13 protein-coding genes are annotated in these 15,519 nt (G+C 70.4%); 9 read left to right on the top strand and 4 right to left on the bottom strand.

Features of this window, described 5'->3' with window-relative positions:
- The first annotated feature begins 33 nt into the window (after positions 1-33).
- The 7 genes from ACFXJL_RS09810 (at position 34) to ACFXJL_RS09780 (ending at position 9,221) form a co-directional block, all read left to right on the top strand.
- Positions 34-384: a DoxX family protein gene (locus ACFXJL_RS09810; RefSeq protein ID WP_358881803.1), complete on the top strand. Its 351-nt coding sequence runs from the start codon at positions 34-36 to the stop codon at positions 382-384.
- Positions 385-741: 357 nt separating this feature from the next.
- Positions 742-1,497, top strand: a complete 756-nt coding sequence (locus ACFXJL_RS09805) for a Crp/Fnr family transcriptional regulator (RefSeq protein ID WP_384690864.1) — start codon at positions 742-744, stop codon at positions 1,495-1,497.
- Positions 1,497-4,739 (top strand): CHAT domain-containing protein, encoded by a 3,243-nt coding sequence (locus ACFXJL_RS09800; RefSeq protein WP_384690861.1) that lies wholly within the window; start codon positions 1,497-1,499, stop codon positions 4,737-4,739. The genes ACFXJL_RS09805 and ACFXJL_RS09800 overlap by 1 nt, the downstream gene beginning before the upstream one ends.
- Before the next feature lie 117 nt (positions 4,740-4,856).
- On the top strand, positions 4,857-6,152 hold the full coding sequence (locus ACFXJL_RS09795) for a hypothetical protein (protein WP_384690858.1): 1,296 nt from the start codon (positions 4,857-4,859) through the stop codon (positions 6,150-6,152).
- Between the two features lie 198 nt (positions 6,153-6,350).
- Positions 6,351-7,499 (top strand): hypothetical protein, encoded by a 1,149-nt coding sequence (locus ACFXJL_RS09790; protein WP_384690855.1) that lies wholly within the window; start codon positions 6,351-6,353, stop codon positions 7,497-7,499.
- Positions 7,499-8,428 (top strand): hypothetical protein, encoded by a 930-nt coding sequence (locus ACFXJL_RS09785; protein WP_384690852.1) that lies wholly within the window; start codon positions 7,499-7,501, stop codon positions 8,426-8,428. Before ACFXJL_RS09790 ends, ACFXJL_RS09785 begins: the two co-directional genes overlap by 1 nt.
- Positions 8,429-8,501: 73 nt before the next feature.
- The gene (locus tag ACFXJL_RS09780; protein WP_384690849.1) at positions 8,502-9,221 is read left to right on the top strand and encodes a hypothetical protein; all 720 of its coding nucleotides are present in this window, start codon (positions 8,502-8,504) and stop codon (positions 9,219-9,221) included.
- A gap of 144 nt (positions 9,222-9,365) precedes the next feature.
- Here ACFXJL_RS09780 and ACFXJL_RS09775 read toward each other — a convergent pair whose 3' ends face one another.
- On the bottom strand, positions 9,366-10,355 hold the full coding sequence (locus ACFXJL_RS09775; protein ID WP_384690847.1) for a MerR family transcriptional regulator: 990 nt from the start codon (positions 10,353-10,355) through the stop codon (positions 9,366-9,368).
- Positions 10,356-10,532: 177 nt separating this feature from the next.
- On the opposite strand from ACFXJL_RS09775, the gene ACFXJL_RS09770 reads away from it, so the two are divergent.
- The gene (locus tag ACFXJL_RS09770) at positions 10,533-11,156 is read left to right on the top strand and encodes a sigma-70 family RNA polymerase sigma factor (protein ID WP_358881811.1); all 624 of its coding nucleotides are present in this window, start codon (positions 10,533-10,535) and stop codon (positions 11,154-11,156) included.
- A gap of 118 nt (positions 11,157-11,274) precedes the next feature.
- Positions 11,275-11,700, top strand: a complete 426-nt coding sequence (locus tag ACFXJL_RS09765) for a DUF6003 family protein (RefSeq protein ID WP_384643726.1) — start codon at positions 11,275-11,277, stop codon at positions 11,698-11,700.
- A gap of 21 nt (positions 11,701-11,721) precedes the next feature.
- Here the strand turns inward: ACFXJL_RS09765 and ACFXJL_RS09760 are convergent, their stop codons facing one another.
- The 3 genes from ACFXJL_RS09760 to ACFXJL_RS09750 are packed head-to-tail and all read right to left on the bottom strand — an operon-like array spanning position 11,722 to position 15,139.
- Positions 11,722-12,171, bottom strand: coding sequence for a response regulator (locus ACFXJL_RS09760; protein WP_358881813.1), 450 nt, complete (start codon positions 12,169-12,171; stop codon positions 11,722-11,724).
- Positions 12,168-13,841 carry a CHASE3 domain-containing protein gene (locus ACFXJL_RS09755; RefSeq protein WP_384690842.1) on the bottom strand — a complete coding sequence of 558 codons (1,674 nt, stop codon included), beginning with the start codon at positions 13,839-13,841 and terminating at the stop codon, positions 12,168-12,170. The genes ACFXJL_RS09760 and ACFXJL_RS09755 overlap by 4 nt, the downstream gene beginning before the upstream one ends.
- Positions 13,838-15,139, bottom strand: a complete 1,302-nt coding sequence (locus ACFXJL_RS09750) for a fused response regulator/phosphatase (protein WP_358881815.1) — start codon at positions 15,137-15,139, stop codon at positions 13,838-13,840. The genes ACFXJL_RS09755 and ACFXJL_RS09750 overlap by 4 nt, the downstream gene beginning before the upstream one ends.
- Positions 15,140-15,519 lie beyond the last annotated feature (380 nt).

Raw genomic sequence — 15,519 nt, 5'->3', positions numbered from 1 at the left:
ACGATATCTCTGGTTCAACCATAGGGGCCATCCATGTATATTGCCTATGTCGTCGTCGCCGTCCTGTTCGCCCTGATGCTCGTCGGTTCCGGGCGGGGCAAGCTGGTCCGGGAGAAGCGCGTCACCGAGACGATCACCGGACTCGGGGTGCCCCTGAGCTGGTTCCTCCCCCTCGCGCTGCTGGAGATCGCCGCGGCGGTCGGCCTGCTCATCGGCATCGCGTACCGTCCGCTGGGCATCGCGGCCGGCATCGGCGCCTTCCTCTACTTCGTGGGCGCGGTCATCACCCACCTCCGGGCCAAGGACACCAAGGGCAGTGTCGCCCCCGGTGTACTGGTGCTCGTCTCCGTCGCTCCGGTCGTCCTGGGCTTCCTGTCCCTGTGAGCGGGGCGCTGCGGGAGACCACTTCCTGAGGCGTGCACCGGTCCGCCAACCCCACACGGGCACAGACATGGGCACGGGCACGGGTACGGGCACGGGCGCAGGCACGGGCATGGGCACGGGTACCCAGACCGATCCACCGGACTCCCTGAGCACCGACACGGGTACGGGCGCGGGCGCACCACCGCACAACCGAGCAGGTCGGCGGCCATGGGCGCCCCGTACCCACACCGTGGAACTGGCCCCCTGTGACCGTGGTGCCGGGAAGGTCAATGTCCGTGAGCTCTCGTCATATCTTGTGCAGGCTCTCCCCCTTCTGGCTGAATGTGCTCGGACGTCAACGCCTCAGGGGGACGGGCAGTGAGCGTTGGAGAGATACCCACCCGCCGACGGACAGCGCACCCGCCTCAGGGCTTGGACTGGGCGGCGGGAAGCCTGCTGCACGAGCTCGCCCAAAGCGGGCCGGGCGGTGTGGAAGCCCGCCTCGCTCTGGAGCGCTGCGGCACCGCCAGGGTCTATGCCCGCGGCGAGACGATGCTCTTCGCGCACGCCCGCGACACCTTCGTCCTGCTGATGCTCGACGGCTTCGCCAAAGTGACCCTCACCGACGCGTCCGGCGCACCCGTCCTCATCGATGTGCGCGCCGCGGGTGATGTCGTCGGCGAGACCGCTGCGTTCGACGGCGGGCCCCGCTCCGCGACCGTCACCGCCGCCCAGTCGCTGCACGCCCGTCGGATCTCACAGGAGGAGTGGCTCCAGTGGGCCACCGGGAACCCGGCCGCCGCACGGGCCGTCATGCGCAACCAGACCCACCGTGGACGCACCGCCTCCCGACGCCGCCAGGACTTCGTCAGCGGCCCCGTCATCGCCCGGATGGCGCGGGCAGCCCTCGATCTGGCCGAGCAGTACGGGACGCGCGAGAGAGACGGATTACGCGTCAGACCAGGGCTCACCCAGGCGGAGTGGGGTGGCTTCATCGGGGCCAAGGAGCGGCGCGTCCACCATGCGCTGCACGAACTCGCCGACGCAGGTGTGATCACCTTCGGGCGGTGCAGACTCGTCATTCGTTCCGTGCCCCGACTTCGGGAGTACGCCGCCATCGGCGGCGAGGAGTGATGAACCGCACCGCTGCCGTGGGCAGTTGGAGAGTCGTCGGGGACAGTGCCGGCGTCGAGCCCTGGGGGTTACGACTGCCCGAACTGGCGACGGTGGACATCATCAGCGGGCCGCATGAGAGCGGCCATGGAATGCGCCGACGGATTCGTTCCCTGCGGCTGGAGTTGACGGACAACGGTGGCCTCTCCCTCCACTGGGGCCGGGGGCAGGCCCGCAGTCGCTGGTCAGGGTCGTGGTCCCACGGTCCGAACGGGTCAGTCATGCTCACGGCGTCCGATGGCGCCGATGGGTCGTTCGACGGCTGGTTGACCTCTACCGGCACCGCGGCTGCTCGACTGGACGCGCTCAGCGTGGGCTGCGGTGCCACCTGGCCGTACGCCGTACGCGTCCGGGCGGTGCTGGAACCCGCCGCCGACTGCCAGGAACCGCCCGCAGCGGAGGGCGATGGGCCATGGGGCCTCTCCTTCACCGGCAGGCTCATCCCGCTGGCTCCCGAAGCTCCACTGAGCCCACTGAGTCAACAGAGTCCACCAAAACCACGAAGCGCACGAAGCCCACAAGGTCAGGCAGATACAGCAGCGCCCGGTGAACCGTCTTCGGGCCACCCCGTCGAAGTCTCCTTCGGACCTGCACCGCGCGTCTGTCGGGCGGCGACCGCACCGGCCATGTCCCTCCACAGCAGTGAACCGGGCCGGCCGTGGTCGGTGCTCTGGATCGCCCACTGCACGGACGGCGCCGCCTTCACCGTCGAACCCACCGGCACCGGCACCACAGCCACCTCCGGCACGAACGACTCCCAGCTGACCGTGCGGTACGGCCCCGAGCACACCAACACGGACGCCCCCGTCTGGAACATCCCCCAGCACTCCCCGTTCCTGCCCGACTTCGCCCTCCCCATCAGCGCCGAAACCGGTCTTGTGCGGCTCGCCCTCAACGCCGGACACCTCACCGGATCGATCGAGTTGACCGCACTGGACCCCTTCACCGGTGGACACCGCCGACTGCGGGCACACCTCGATGCGACGGTCACCGCAGGCGGCGCCATGAAGGACACCGACCAGGTGGAGCCCCCGGCCCTGGAGCCGACCGGACCGCGCTCCACTGAGGAGCCCAGCGGTGAGCACTCAGATCCGCTGCCCACACCCCGCGGTCTGCACGGCGGTTGGAGAGGTCGGTACGGTCCCCTCCCCCGGCTCGACCTGGACCCGAACCCGCCCCGGACGGGGACGGGGACGGGGACGGAAACCGACACCCACAGCTGGCGGTTGACCGCCGACGACCGGGCGGTACGCGACGACGGCCGAGCGGTGCTACGACTGTTTCGCCCACTCGATCTCACCGTCGGGTTGGTCGCTCCCCGGACCGATCCCGCGGAGGAACCGGAATTCGCCGTCCTGACCCGCACCGAAGCACACCCCATCGCTCCCGAGGCACAGGCCGTCTGGCACGACCGCATCGAACTACGCGACCTGGGGCAGCGGTTGACCCTGGAGCGCCGCTATGCGGAGGCCCGCCCCCTGCTGCGCCGCGCGCTCGTCCTCTATCGACGGGCCTTGGCCGAGGCCACCCTCCCCACCCGACAGGACCAGGAACGGATCAGCGCCCTCCAGATCCTGGAGCACCAGTGCGCCTGTGATGCGGCCACGCGGGACGAGGAGGCATTGATCGACCGGCTCATCGCTGCCGCTCGGCTGCGGACCGCACTCATCGCCCCTGACCCGCACCAGCCCGGGGCCGGCCGCTTCGGCAGGCAGTTGGTGACCGGAACCCTGCACACCCTCCTCGCCCAGAGCCACCGCATCGAACGGAGTCGGACCCTGCTCGACACCGATGAGGAACGCATCGCGCAAGGAGGGAGAGCGGCTCCCTATCACGAGCAGTTGGTGACGGCCCTCCTCGACCTCGGCGAGCCCGGGACGGCACTGCTGGCCGCCGAGGCGGGCCGGGCCCGCGCATGGGCCGACCTCGTGGGCCGCTCGGAAACCGCCCAGGGCCAGGAAACCGACACCCCGGCCCCGGCTACCGATGCCCCCGCCCTAACATTGGACGCTCCTGCCCCGACAACCGATGCCCCCGCCCCGACACTCGGTCCTGTCCCGACAACCGATGCCCCGGCCAACCCCGCATGGGTCTTCGGCGCCCCGCCCCCGCTGAACGAGGAACGTCTGCGGCGGCTCCTGGCCCGGCATGGCACCCCGGTCGTGGTCTACCACCTCCACGGCGACCGACTGGCGAGTTGGACCGTGGGAGCCGACGGCGCCCTGAGCGCCGATGTGCGGCAGGTGCCCGCCCAGCGGCTCGCAGCCGCCGCCCGTACCGTCCGTCTCGCGGGCCTGCCCGGCCAGCGGTCTTCGGTCCGACAGGTACAAGAAGCGCTCCGATGGCTCGGGGACATCCTCTGGCCGACCGCACGGGACCAGCGCCTCCCGCTCGACCCCGAGCAGCCGGTGGCGATCGTTCCGCACGGCGTCCTGTACGAGGTTCCCTTCGCCGCACTGCCGGACCGGGAGGGGCGCCCGCTCGTACAGCGCCACGCACTGACCCTGTTGCCCGCGCTCTCCCTCCTCGAAGGACTGTTGGACCGCAGGGAAGCACACCGCTCGCTCCCGTCCCGTACACCACGGCTGTTGGCGTTCGTCGACCCCGAGCCCATGCCGGACGGCTTGGCTCCGCTGCCGTGGACCCGGGAGTCGTTCCCCTTGGTGGCGCAGTTGTACGGGGAGGGCGCCAGCACCGTCCACAGCGGCACCGCCGCGACCGCATCCCGCCTCCGGGAAGCCGCCCACGACGCCTCGGTCCTCGCCTCGGTCCTCTGTCTGGCCACCCACACCCAGGTGTACGGCAGCGGCCCGGGCAGTCCGCTGGACTCCTTCGTCGCACTCGCCCGAACAGCGGACCACGACGGCCGACTGCGCGCCCGTGACCTCGCCGAACTGCCCCTCGGCGCGGACCTGGTCATCCTCACCACCTGCGAGAGCGGCTTCGGACGCATCACGGCCGACGGGGTCATCGGCCTCGGCAGACCCCTGCTGGTGCGCGGCCCGACCGCGGTCCTGCTCTCGCTCGCACCCATCCGCGAGGAGGACAGCCTCGATCTGGTGCACCGTTTCCACCAGCACTGGTTGCACGAAGGCGCCGGCCGCGCAGCCGCGCTGCGCCGCGCCCAACTGGCCTGGGCCGAGATGTATCCCGATGCGCCCGCCCGCTGGGCGTCAGCCGTCCTCCTCGGCCTGGGCAGCTGATCGAACACCCCGTCGGCACCACCGGAACACGGCACGCACGGGCACCACCGAACCACGGGATCACGAGCCCGCGAGGCTACGAGGCTACGAGGCTACGAGAGAGAGGCATCGAGACACATGTACGACGAACTGCGGCCGGAGGACTTCGACGACGTGCTCGCCACGGTCGGGCTGTACACGGACTCCGTGCTGTTGGGCGACGACCGCACGCAGGACCGCGAAGCCTCGGTGACCTTCGTACGTCCCCTCGTCTACCGGCTCACCGGCCCCACCGCTCCCGGTGCACCGGTGGACCTGCTGCTCTGCTTCCCGTTCGACCTCGCCCCCCTCACCGGTGGTCGGACGTACACCACCGTGCAACTGGGCCTGGAGTTGGACGACATGACGGCACGGGCCCTGGAGCCGGCACCGGCGTCCGGCACGGTGCTCCACGACGGCACCCAGGCGTCCGTGTTCGGGCGTGGCAGCCACCGGTTGCGTTGGGTCTTCGAACGGCCGCACGGCGGGCTGCGCCCTGACGGGCACTGGGCCCAGGTGCTGGTGCGACTGGACCCCGCCAGCGCCGAGGCCGGGGTCTCGGGGCTGCTGACGGCCGAGGTCGTGATCCGCCGTACGCTCCTCGGCCGTCCGGTCGGGGCATCCGCACGGACCCAGGAGAGCGTCCGGTTCCAGGTCGGTTTCGCGGACGCCTGGCCCCTCGCCGCACCCGGTCCAAGCCTTCCCTTCCCGCTGGCCACGGCGCCTCACGACGTACCGGAGACGACGGCAGGCCCGGAGGACGACGACACATCGGAGGCCGGCAGGCTGGCGGGTCTGCCCTGGCTGCGCCGACTGATGTTCGCGGTCGACGTGGAGCGCTACAGCCGCCGCCACGATACCCAGATGCCCCGGATCCAACGCGATCTGTGGCGTGCCGTGCGCGGGGCCTGCACGGCCTCCGGAATCGACTGGCACACCTGTGGCCGGCAGGCGTCCGGCGACGGGTATCTGCTGGTGCTGCCGGTCGGCGTGGACGAACCGCGGACCGTCGACCGGCTGCTGCGTGGATTGACGTTCGCCCTCCACGCCGCCAACAGCGACCCGAACCGACCCGACGACCTGTTGCCCACCCGTATGCGCGCCAGCCTCCACCAGGGCCTCACCCGCGAGGGCCACAGCGGCTTCCTCGGCACGGCCGTCGTGGAACTCTTCCGCGTGCTGGATTCGCCGCCGCTGCGGACCGCGCTGCGCGAGAGCGACCGTGCGGACCTGGCCGTCGCCTGGTCGGACCCGCTCTACCGGGACCTGGTCCCACACGCCTACCTCGGACTGGACGAGCGCTCCTTCGAATGCGTCCGAGTCGACCTCCCCGAGAAGGAGTTCACCTCCCGGGCCTGGATACGGCTCCATCCGCGCCCCGGTCCGGCGATCTGAGGGGCTGAACCACCCCCGTCCGGAAACTGACTGAACCGCCCCGGTCCGGAAACTGATGGCGTGAACCCGCACTGAGACCGGTTTCGCGATGCCTCGAACGGCTCTACTGGGCGTCGGGGGGGCTCCGGGGGAAGGCCAATGGCCTTCCCCCGGCCGCACCTCCCCCGACGTCACCGGCACATTCCTGTGAGGCAGCAGATGCCAGCCATTCCGGTCACCGTTCTCGGACCGCACCAGTCAGGCAAGACCGTCTACCTCGCCAGCCTCTTCCACCGGCTGGCCCTCCAACGCAGCGACACCGGATTCTTCATCCGACTCCCCCAGGACCAGAGCAAGAAGCTCAACGAGGTCTACGGCGAGATCATCAGCCCGGATCGCTGGCCCGACCCGACCCTGTTGAACGAGGTGTCGGAGTGGAACTTCACCTGCGCGATCCGCACCGCGGCCGACGAGGTGTTCACCCCGTTCACGATCAACTACATGGACTTCGCCGGTGAGCACCTCACCCATGCGGCGCGCACCAGCGAGCAGGAGAGGCACATCTGGAAGCGCATCGACGAGTCCGAGTTCCTGCTGATCCTGCTGGACGGGGCGAAGGTCAAACGCTGCTTCGAAGGCGACTACGGGCTGATCCAGGAACTCCTGCCCGTCTTCAACCGGCTGGAGCACAGCCGTGCCGTCATGCACTTCGTGATCACCAAGTGGGACCTGGTGGAGGCCGCCGGGTACTCGGTCAGCCAGGTGCTGGAGCAGTTGTTGCAGCACCCGCACTTCCAGACGATCTACGAGAACCGGTTGGCGGCCAACGACACCAGGGGAGCCCTGCGGATCATCCCCGTCAGCGCATTGGGTGCCGGGTTCGCCCTGCCCGACGGGGACAACATGGTGAAGCAGGGAGGCTTTCCCCGTCCCACCCATGTCGAAGTACCGCTGATGGCGGTGTTGATAGACCTGTTCGAGCAGAACGTGCGACGGCTCGCCGCCGAGGACCGCGCCGGACACAAGGCCGCCGAGGCGGAGCAGCAGAACCGCAAGCTGTCGTGGGTACGTGCCCTCCAGGGCGGACTGCCCCGGGTGAAGGTCATGTTGGGCGCCGCCTCCGTGAACCAGCCCGCGATGCGCCTGCTCCAGCAGGAGTTCCTCGGTCCGTTCATGGACTTCGTCTCCCGCAAGGTCGACGACTACGGCCAGCAGGTCGAGCGCGATGTCGTCGCCCTGCGGGACCAGGTGCTCCAGGCCAAGTCCGAACAGGAGGCCCTCACCGGGCTCGTTGCGCTGTTCGAGGCGAGGCTCGCACAGTTCGAGGCGTCCCACCCCGGTTCGCACCTCGGTTCGGGGGGCGTGTGATGGAGCAGGGACTGCCGGACGAGCCCGGGGTGGCCTGGCCGTTCGCCATCACCCGCTCGGTGCGGACGGGGTTTCGGATCGTCGTCGCTCCCGACTTCCTCGTCGAGGCCGAGCAGCACGATCTGCTGTCGGACGCGGCGGGCGGGACCGTGTCGGAGGACGTGGTCTACCGGCGCGAGTTCCGTGATCGGGGTGCGGTGCGGCTGTGGCTGTTGTACCGCGTCGTCTATCTGCGGGGCGGCGACGTTGGCCGGGACGACGACTTCGACCGCCACACCCGACGCACTCCCCTGATCGAGGGTGTGGTGTACCGGTCCGGCCCGGGCCCGGATGCCACGGACGCCTTCTTCACCCTGCTGCACGACCTGTGCCTGCCGACGGTACGGGCCTTCTACCTGGCGGATTCGGCTACGTTTCCGCTGCACCGGTCACTGCCGATCGCCGCTGCGGGTACGGGACGCACCCTGCGGGTCGAGGCACAGACCCCCTATCTGTCGGAGAGGAACGTACAGGCGGCCCTTCGGGGCCGCCACCCACGACCGGACGGCCCGGTCCTCCCCACCCAGGAGGAGGCACGCGTCGGATCGGGCACCGCTGAGGGAGTGGGTGGTGGTGATCGCCCGGTTGGCGATCTCGCTGACCCGGTACGCGGGACGCCGAGCGGTCAGGCTGTGGTCGGCGACGCCCAGGGGGACGAGCCCGACCGGGCATCCGGAGGGCGACAGAACCGGGTATCCGGAGAGCGACGGACAGGCGTCGAGCAGCAGCCATCAGCCGAACGGCTGGACGGGGTCGAACAGCAGGGGCCATCCGGCTCGGGAGAGGGGCCGGAGCGATGGAGACGCGAGCGGCGCCGGCTGATCGTTGCCCTGATCGCCGTGACCACGGCCCTGGTGATCGTGCTGATCCTCGCCGGCTCCCGCTGGTGATTCGGCGGAGGACCGCTCTTTCTGAGGTGGACCTCATTGCGGAGGTGCCGGTGACCGGCCTTACTCTGCGTCCGTGACGTCCTACTTCCAGCGCTATGCGAGCGGGCAACACGACGCGGTGTGGCGCGAGTTGCGTGCCCTCGGACCGGTGCCTCCCGCTCTCCATGATGATGTCGCCGCCGTGTGCGCGGTCACCATGGAGCGGGTGGCCGGGCAGGTGGCACGGCTGGCGGCGATGCTGCCCGAGCTCGGCTTCGTCGGTGTGGACGTACCGCTGCACCGGCCGCCGACGGACGCCGATCGCCGCACGGTGGCCGAGCTCGACGAGGAGATCGGCGGACTGCCCGCCGCGCTCACGGCGTGCCTCCAGGTGGTGGGCGGGGTGTCCTTCCTCGGCGACTGGGAGGCGATCAACCTCCACTACCAGCACGGCCCCGGGCAGAGCACGATGCCGCCCGGCCCCGAGTACCCGGATCCGTTGTGGCTCTGCGACGCGGCATTGTTGCGGTGCGAGTGGGAGGAGTTCCAGGAGGAGCCGGACGAGGACGGCTTCCTGTTCGTCGTGGCGCCGGACGAACTCCACAAGGCCAACGTCAGCGGCGGTTCGCACGACGTGGCGCTGCCGGACCGGTGCGCGGACCCGGTCCTGCTCGGGGTGGCCGGACGCCCGGGGATCACCCTGGTCGAGTACCTCAGGGAATCGATCGCCTGGGGCGGATTCCCCGGCTGGTCGTTCCACGGCGGAGCCGCGCCGGACGCCCTGGCTCCCCTGCGAGCCCAACCGGACTTCTGAGCGGACTTCCGACCGGACCTTTCGAGAGTCCGGACTTCCCACAAGCGGTTCTCCCGCGGGCGCCCGGACTTTCCGCGAGTCCGGTCCCGGCCGGGACCTACCGACCCGACGGAATCCAGCGGGGATACCCGCCGCACACACCAGTCACGGCCAGCGCGAACGCATCGACTCCAGGGCGTCGATGGCCTCCTCAAGCGCCAGCGGACGTACCGTGCCCGGCACCGGTGATCCCGCCCAACCGGGGCCCGCGACCAGTACCAACGGTTGTCGACGGGCGCCGCGCACACCCCAACTGATGCCGGCGACGTGCTGGGCGAGCGGCCGACTCGCCGTCGTCCGGGACTGCGCCCACAGCACCACGGCCGCCGGGCCCATCCGGCGCACCGCTCCGTCCAGGGCCTCCACGGGGAGCGCGGCACCGAACATCCGCACCGGGAAGCCCCGTTCCGCCAGGGCCGCTGCGAGCGCCTCCAATGGAAGGGTGTGACCCTCGCCGGGGACGCAGGCCAGCAGGACCGGGGGTCCCGGCAACTGTCCGGAAGGTGCGGTGTGGGCGCGCCGCAGGGCACTGGAGACGTGCCAGGAGAGCAGGTGCTCGACTTCGACGTACCGTTCGCCCGAGCTCTCCCACTTGCGCCCCACGGCCAGGAGTGTGGGTACGACGACCTCGTTCCAGGCGGTGACCAGTCCATGGTCGGCGATGGCCGCGTCGAGGAGTGCGTCCACGGCTTCCGCGTCGAGCCTCAGTGCGGCGCGCGCCAGCCCCCGGCATTCCTTGCGCACATCGCCGAGTTGCAGTCCCGTGCGCGCCGCGCGCCGCGGGCCCCGCCGCTGGACGGGCAGCCCGGACGACATCGTCGGAGGTCTGTCACCGCTGGTGGCGGGGGCGGTCCTGGCCAGGCGCGCGGCCTCGGCCGGGGGAAGTCCCGTGCTGGTCAGATCGCACATCCGGGCCAGTACGGCGATGTCGTCCGCCGTCCAGCGCCGGTGTTTGCCGCCCACGTGCGCGGCCGGGCCGATCCCGTACCGGCGGTCCCATGAGCGCAGGGTGGTGGGGGCGACGCCGAGGCGCCGTGCCACCGCGCCGGTGGTGAGGCCGCCGCTCTGCTCGACGGGCTCCGCGTACGTTCCCATCGATGGATCATACGACGCACAAACGATGCATGTTGAAGGGGTCGTTTACCGGACCCAACACTGGGACACCCGCCCCGGGACGCCCCCCGCCGTCCCGGGTCGGACCGCAGTGAACGGAGCCGGGCGACTGCGTCGGTTGCAGGCACACCGGATTCGACCGGCAGAGGGAGCGACGGCATGAGCACCACATCACTGGCCGGATCGACCGGCCGGACCGCGACGATCGGACCGCTGCGCCCACCCGCCGAGGAGAGCCGCGAGTACGAACGGCTCACCAACGGCCTCCTGGCGGGCGACGAGCGGTGCTTCGCCACGATCTACCGCCGTTGGGGACCGTTGGTGCACGCTCTCGCGGCCCGTACGCTCGGGGATGCCCGCGAAGCGGAGGACGTGACCCAGCAGGTGTTCCTCGCCGCGTGGCGCGGTCGCAGCGGCTTTCGACCCGACCGCGGCCCGCTGGGCGCCTGGTTGGTGGGCATCGCCCGCCGCAAGACCGTGGACGCGCTGGCCGCCCGCAGCCGCCGTGGTGAACTCGCCACCGCCGCCGCCCGGTCCCCCGTACGTCGTACGCTCCACGACGGCGGCGCCTCCCCGGAGGGCGCACTGGACCGGGTGCTGATCGTCGATGAGTTGAGCAGGCTCCCCGGACCGCAGCGGGAGGTCCTGTGCCTCGCCTTCTACGAGGACCTGACCCAGGCCCAGATCGCCGAGCGGACCGGCATCCCGCTGGGCACGGTCAAGAGCCATGCCCGCCGGGGCCTGCACCGGCTGCGCCGACGCATAGGCGACCCCGGCCCCTGACCGCACTGGGGAAGATTGTGCGGGTAGCAGGCGTATCGGGCGCGTGCGGGGGAAGCGTCCGCCCAGGGCGGCCTGACCTTCGACGGCGGCCCGCGATGAACGGAAGGCGGTCGGTGCCGTGGCCGATGAGGCTCAGCTGTTTCTCCTGCCCGAGCGCCGGGCCCGGCTCGGTGCCGCGCTCGGTGCCGTGGGCGCGTTGGAGTGCCTGGACGCCCCTGCCGTACGGGCCTGGTTGGACGCGCACGGGATGCCCCCGTCGTCGGAGCGGGTGCGGATCGTCCCGGCCGGTTCCGAGGTGTTGATCCCCGATGACGCCGACCGGCTGCCCGTGCCGTTGAGCGACGAGGAGGTCGAGCGGGTGCAACGGGAGTGCGCACCGCAGTCGATCACCGAGGTGGAGGATGAGTTGTTGGCGTTCCGGGACACCGCGCAGGACTGGGAGGCCCTGGTCCTCAGGGCGCTGACGGCCGGTGTCCCCGCGGCCCGGATCGTCGAGTTGACGGGTCTGGCCCCGGACGACGTCGCCCGACTGGCGGCTGCCTGATCGAATGTGCCCGCGGCCGGTTCAGCGGTAGCGCGGCAGCTTGACGACGGTGACGAAGAAGTCGTCGATCTGGCGGATCGCCTGCATGAACTGGTCGAGGTCGACCGGCTTGGTGACATAGGCGTTGGCGTGCAGTCGGTAGCTGCGGAGGATGTCCTCCTCCGCTGCCGACGTGGTGAGCACCACCACGGGGATGTGGCTGAGGTCCGGGTCCGACTTGATCTTCTCCAGCACCTGCCGGCCGTCGTACTTCGGCAGGTTGAGGTCGAGCAGGATCAGGTCGGGCCGCGGGGCGTCGGTGTGGCCGTTGCGGCGGTAGAGGAAGTCCAGCGCTTCCAGCCCGTCGCGCACCACGTGCAGCGTGTTGCCGATCTTGTTGTCCTCGAACGCCTCGCGCGTCATCAACTCGTCGCCGGCGTCATCCTCGACGAGGAGGACCTCTACGGGCTGGGAGAGGGCTGGGGTGCTCATGGGGCGCTTCCTTCAGGGGCAGGTTCGGTGACGGGGGACGGCAGCGCTGTTGCGTCCGCCGCTGGCTCCGCGGGCTCGGCGGGCGATGCTTCCACGGGGAGCGTGAAGACGATGCGGGTGCCCTCGGTGTGGTCGGTGTCGACCCAGATCCGGCCACCGCAGTGCTCGATGATCTTCTTGCACAGGGAGAGTCCGATCCCGGTGCCGCTGTAGCTGTCACGGCTGTGGAGCCGCTGGAAGATGACGAAAACCTTGTCGGCGAACTCGGCCGGGATGCCGATGCCGTTGTCGGTGACCACGAACCGCCAGAAGCCCTCCTGCTCGTCGGGGGCCGCGGCGACCTCGATGTGCGGCACGCGGTCGGGGCTGCGGAACTTGACCGCGTTGCCGATCAGGTTCTGCCACAACATCGCGAACAGGGTCGGATCTCCCTGTACGGAGGGCAGTTCGGCCTTCTTGTCGATGCTGGCACCGGAGTCCGCGATGGCGACGGACAGATCGCGCACGGCCCGGTCGAAGGAGCCGTCGAGCGGGACGGTCTCGATGCTGTCGTGCAGCCGTCCCACCCGGGAGAAGGTCAGCAGGTCGTTGATGAGGATCTGCATCCGCTTGGCGCCGTCGACGGCGAAGCCGATGTACTGCTTCCCGCGGTCGTCCAGTTCCTCGCCGTACCGCTTCTCCAGCAGTTGGCAGAAGGACGCGACCTTGCGCAGCGGCTCCTGGAGGTCGTGGGAGGCGACGTACGCGAACTGCTCCAGCTCCGCGTTGGAGCGTTCCAGCTCGACCCGCTGCTCCTCCAGGTCGGCCGCCTGCTGGTGGAGGGCGGCTTCGTTGCGCTGGGAGGCGTCGAGGTCGGCGACGACACGGACGCGCATCGCCTCCACGGACTCGGCCAGCGCCTGGAGGTCGGCGGGCCCGTGGAGCGGGATGTGGTGCTGGAACTCGCCGTCGGCGACCCGCTGGGAGGCCCGGCGTACGGCGGTCAGGGGACGCCCGACGGCGAAGTGGATCAGTACGGCGAGACCCACCGCGGCGGCCAGGAAGGTGGCGAGGATCAGGGCCAGTGAGACGTCCTGGTGCTTACGGGCCTCAGTGAGCTCGTCACGCCATTTCGCGCGCTCGTCGACCAGCCGGGAGTGCTGGGCGTCGAGAGCGCTGCGCACCCGGTCGAAGGCGGCCTTGCCGGCGGCGGGCGCCTCGACCGGGCCCTCCTTGCGGGCAGCGATCGCGGGCTCGGCGAACTCGGAGCGCCAGCCCTCGGCGGCTTCCTCGACCGCCGCCAGATCGGCGGCCGGCCCCTTCTCCTCGCCCATCAGCTCATCCAGCCGATCCCGGCTGCGCTCTTCGGTGGCCACTCCCCGGTAGTAGGGCTCCAGCAGTTCGGTGTCCCCGGTGAGGAGATAGCCCCGCACACCGGTCTCCTGGTCGAGTAGCGCCGCCTTGAGCTGGAACGCCTCGGCGCGGGCGGGCGCGATGTCGTCGACGAGATGGATGTTGGCCCGCTCGGTGCGATCGAGGGCCTTGGTGCCCACGGATGCGGCGATCGCCGCCACCACCCCCATGAGAACCAGGGCGAGCAGGAACCACGCCTGGACGGTCAGCCCTCGAAACCCCCTGCGGGCCTTGCGGGGAGTGCCGGGGGCTATCGGACGGGTGGTGCCGGGGGTCACGAGTGGCCGTTCCATTCGAGGTGGAGGAGCGCGATGTCGTCGGACGGGCCGCCCGCTTCGGCGGCCAGGGACTGCGCGGTGTTGAGGAGGATGTCCACGAACGCGTCGGCGGGCAACTCCGGGTGGTGCCGGGCGATGGCGAGGAGTCCCTCCTCGCCGAGCCGTTCGGGGCCGGAACCCGTCTTCCCTTCGATCAGCCCGTCGGTGAAGACGACGACGGCCCCGCCGTCCGGGACCGTGAGCCGGGTGGTGGGCCACTCCGCGGCTTTGGGCAGCAGCCCGAGGACGGGCCCGGGCTGCACTTCCTCCAGGCGTACGTCGTCGGGGGTGCGGACGAGGAAGCCGGGGTGCCCCGCGCGCATCACCTCCACGGTCCGCTCGTGCGTACGGAAGGTGAGGCTGGTGAGGGAGGCGAAGATCTCCGGTCCTGAGCGCTCGGCGACGAGGACCTGTTCCAGCAGTTCGAGCAGGTGCTGACCACGGCTGCCCGCGAGGACGAAGGAGCGCCAGGCCACCCGGAGGCAGACCCCGAGGGCCGCTTCGTACGGGCCGTGTCCTGACACATCGCCCACGACCGCGTGGGTGATGCCGTCCTCGGTCTGGACGACGTCGTAGAAGTCGCCGCCGAGCAGGGCCTGCGCACGGCCCGGCTGGTAGCGGGAACAGATCCGGACGGTGTCGTCGAGGAGCAGCGGGGTGGGCAGCAGTCCGCGTTCGAGCCGGTTGTTCTCCTCGGCCCGCAGCCGCTCGGCCTGGAGGGCGGCGGCCGACTGCTCGGTGTGCTTGCGCTGGATGGCGTAGCGGATCGCGCGGGCGAAGAGGTCGGGTTCGAGGCGCCCTTTGACCAGGTAGTCCTGGGCTCCGGCGGCGACGGCGGCGAAGCCCGCTTCTTCCTCGGCGAGTCCGGTGAGCACGACGACCGCGGAGCTGTCGGCGATCGCGATGACCTTCTCCAGCGCTTCGAGGCCCTGTGCGTCGGGGAGGTGGAGGTCGAGCAGCACGCACTGGGGGCGCTCGCGCCGCAGCAGGGGCAGTGCGTCGGAGAGCGAGCGGGCCCACTGGAGGTTGAGCGGGACTCCGCTGTCGGCCACGAGCTCTTCGACCAGCAGGGCATCGCCCGCGTCGTCCTCGATCAGCAGGACCGTGGGGCGGCCTTCGTTCCACAGCACCCGCGAGGGGTCCTTGGCTGCCTGGGGCTCCGAGAGCCGCGTCTGACCGCTTCGGGACTGCTGAGGGGGTACGGCAATGGTGTGTCTGCTCTCGCTCGACACAGAGGTGTCACGGTGGCCAGTCCCCATGACAGACAGTCTCCTCTCGCAGCGGGCGCTCCAGCTCACGGGGTCGCGGGGGTGCGTCCACACTGAGGCCATCAAACCATTGACCTGAAACAATATTTCACGCCTGAATCCTGTATCGGAACCCTGTCCACCATCCGGTGCCCTAAAGGGTTACGGGCCGGCGTCTTGGGGGAGGGCCGGGCCGTACCGGTCGGTAGAACCGAGTTCGTGAGCCCCAACATACGGGGTGCCCGAAGGGGGGCACAGCGGGAGTGGCCTCTCCGCAACCCGGGTGATCGATCACACTCGGGGCCTTCCGTCAGGCGCTCCCGTCGTCCGGATCAACCGCTCCCACGCTCGCTCGCACCCCCGTCACCTCGGTCTTCTCCGCGATCCACGGG

It is taken from the genome of Streptomyces sp. NPDC059256 (genome assembly GCF_042753785.1).
Lineage (GTDB): Bacteria > Actinomycetota > Actinomycetes > Streptomycetales > Streptomycetaceae > Streptomyces.
This window is presented reverse-complemented; position numbering and strand designations above follow the sequence as displayed.